Below are 2878 nucleotides of genomic sequence, written 5' to 3' on the forward strand. Positions count from 1 at the left end.
GCGCCAGCGTCACCAGCGAATGCTTCATGTCGATGATCTGATCGAGCCGGGAGCGAAACAGATCCTGCTCGCCAGTCTCGCGCCCCTCCCGTGGCCGCATCCAAACCTCCGCTCATGCACTGACGAGCAGAGAATCACAGCCGCCGATTCGACGGAATCCCTCATTCGATTTTCAAGAAAATCGGCCCCGCCATTGCGATTGCCGGCAAAATCAATCGCCGGCATTCCTCGAATTAGCCCGTAACTTCAGGCTGTTCGCGTTACTTCACGGCGACGCGTTAACGGGCGGCGGGGCGAACTGAATGCCTAATTGGTCCAATTCAATGAGCCAGTCGCTGTCTCACTACGAGATGTCGAGTAGCGCAGTTTCAAACTAGACGGGCCTCCATAGCTGCCGCGCGCATGTTGCGACGGCACGCCCGTGAGCGTGGCAGAGCAGGCAGAATTGGTATAACGCGATGCTCCGCGACGAGGGGGATTTGGACCGGACGCTCGCCGCGAGGTCTCCTATCTTTCTGGCCTGCACCGATAGCCCCCAATCGAGAACTCCTCCCGCTCCCAATCTCCTTTAAGTGAGAGAGCTTAGCGACGCGATCCTCCGGAAACTTGAACATGTCGCCTTGTGATCGACCATCGATGCAGCCAAGTCGTACCGCTTGCAAGGAAACCCGCAAGCCCACCAGCCGCGCTGGCTGATGCAAGTCCTTTTGCTGCGGCCAACTACTACCGTTAGTAGTTGATTCTAATGGCGAACAAATGGCAAGTGCCGACCGATGAAGCTTGAGCGAGTCACGACATCACCTGAAAGACATGCGGCATGCAACGTCAACCAAGCTCTCTCTCGCCAAAGGGTCCGGGCCAATGCGCTTACTCCACGCCGTAGAATTGCTGCTAAGCATGCAGGTCTGCTCCGAGCACAACCTCTCCTTAGTTATGGAAGCGTATGACGGACTATCCGGCGCGAGGGTCAACCTTTGAGGACCTCTTCGATCCCGTTATTGAATCCAGCAAGTCTCTGCGACAACGAGGCAGAGAGCACCGAGCGTCGCTCAATGTCCCAGCAGAAGCGATGTCTGCGATAATTAACGTGGCCACAATTGCTGCCACCAGCCTGAAGCTGGCGAGTTGCGCACGGACGAATAGCAATTTGCTTTCTTACCGGTTTGAAGGCGACGTCCCGCAGAATCACTCCATCAAAGGAATGGTTGGACTTGTGGGCATGTCCAAGGAGCATCTCGGGGCAAATCTTCAAGGGACGGTGCGGCTCTACGGATTAGCACGGATCATGAATTCCATATTTTGGGGTAGATTAACCCAGATCATGCAGCATACCGGGCCAACTCGACAGAGGCTGGAATGATCAAACAGAATGTGGATGTCCGCCCCCAACACACGATGGATCTGCACGGTAAGATCGCATTGGTCGCCGGTGGCTACGGAGCAATTGGCACAACGATCTCCGAAACATTGGCTGCTGCCGGCGCGACCAGCGTTATCGTAGGACGAGATGGCGATCACGCGCGATCGCTTGCCGGGCAATTGAGCGATAAAGGGTACATTGCCGAGGGCCTTGAGCTCGATGTATCAAATGCCGGAGCAATCCGAGAACTTTCGACCTCACTCGTAAAACACTATGGTTCGATAGATATCCTGGCGAACTGCGTTGGCTTCAATAAGGAGCAGAGAATGCTCGATGTGACTGAGGAAGCCTTCGATAAGGTCTATTCTAGGACGCTGCGAGCCGCGATGTTTCTCTCTCAGGCAGTGGCTGGACATCAGATTGCGGCCGGAAAGGGCGGGAGCCATATCCACCTCCTCTCGATTGGATCATCATTCGGTTTCCGAGACCGCGGCTACAGCTCCTTCTGCGCTGCAAAGGGCGGGTTGGCTATTCTGTTGAAACAGCATGCGACCGAGTTGGCGCCGCACGGGATCACGGTCAACGGCGTAGCTCCGGGCAGAGTACGGACCCAAAAGAACGACAAGGCTCTCCACGACGAGGCGGCGTTTGAGCGGGCTACGGCGGATATTCCTCTTGGCCGTTTGGCAACACCAGCCGACGTCGCGGGCGCGGTACATTTCCTTGCATCGGCGCTGTCGCGTTTTGTGACTGGGCAGATACTGTACGTCGATGGTGGTCTTAGCGCGTGCAGATAGTCCGCGATTCTAATCCCTCCTGGTAAGTTCAGTGGCAGGTCAGCCACAATCGAGTTGGCCCCAGGCGCACTGATAGCTCCCAAAACTGCGGACGCCTAACGAATTGACCTGCCACTGAGCATTTCCTCCAGAAAGAGTTAGAGTCCGGCCCGAAGAAGGACGGACAGATGAAGCGAGCACGGTTCACGGAAGAGCAGATTATTGCGGTGCTGAAGGAGCATGAGGCCGGGGCGAAGACGGCCGAGCTGGCTCGCAAGCACGGGATCTCCGAGGCGACAATCTACAATTGGAAGGCCAAATTCGGCGGCATGGACGTTTCCGAGGCGAAGCGGTTGAGGGCCCTGGAGGAGGAGAACGGGAAGCTGAAGAAGCTTCTGGCCGAGCAGATGCTCGATGCAGCCGCACTTCGCGAGCTCCTTTCAAAAAAATGGTAGGGCCCGCCGCCAAGCGCGCTGCTGTCGCGCATCTGCAGGCCGTTATGAGCCTGTCGGAACGGCGGGCCTGCTCGATCGTGGGTTCGGATCGGAAGATGATCCGCTATCGCTCCAGCCGCCCACCGGACGCAGTTCTGCGTAGCCGATTGCGCGATCTCGCCAACGAGCGGCGGCGTTTCGGATATCGCCGCCTGTTCGTCCTGCTGCGGCGGGAGGGCGAGCCATCGGGGATCAACCGGATCTACCGGCTTTATCGCGAGGAAGGGCTCACCGTCCGCAAGCGGCGG

Annotated in this window: 1 protein-coding gene and 1 pseudogene; both read left to right on the forward strand. The window is 57.5% G+C overall.

Annotation, left to right across the window (positions count from 1 at the left end; translation table 11 throughout):
- Window positions 1-1356: 1356 nt before the first annotated feature.
- Window positions 1357-2157, forward strand: a complete 801-nt coding sequence (locus A5906_RS34740; protein ID WP_080139628.1) for an SDR family NAD(P)-dependent oxidoreductase — start codon at window positions 1357-1359, stop codon at window positions 2155-2157.
- Between the two features lie 167 nt (window positions 2158-2324).
- Window positions 2325-2878, forward strand: a pseudogene (locus A5906_RS34745) (transposase); the annotation flags it as partial.

The organism is Bradyrhizobium sacchari (genome assembly GCF_002068095.1).
Lineage (GTDB): Bacteria > Pseudomonadota > Alphaproteobacteria > Rhizobiales > Xanthobacteraceae > Bradyrhizobium > Bradyrhizobium sacchari.

What these genes read in the sequence shown, in the direction of transcription:
- A5906_RS34740 (WP_080139628.1), top strand. Translation starts at nt 1,357, where the DNA reads ATGATCAAACAGAATGTGGATGTCCGCCCCCAACACACGATGGATCTG.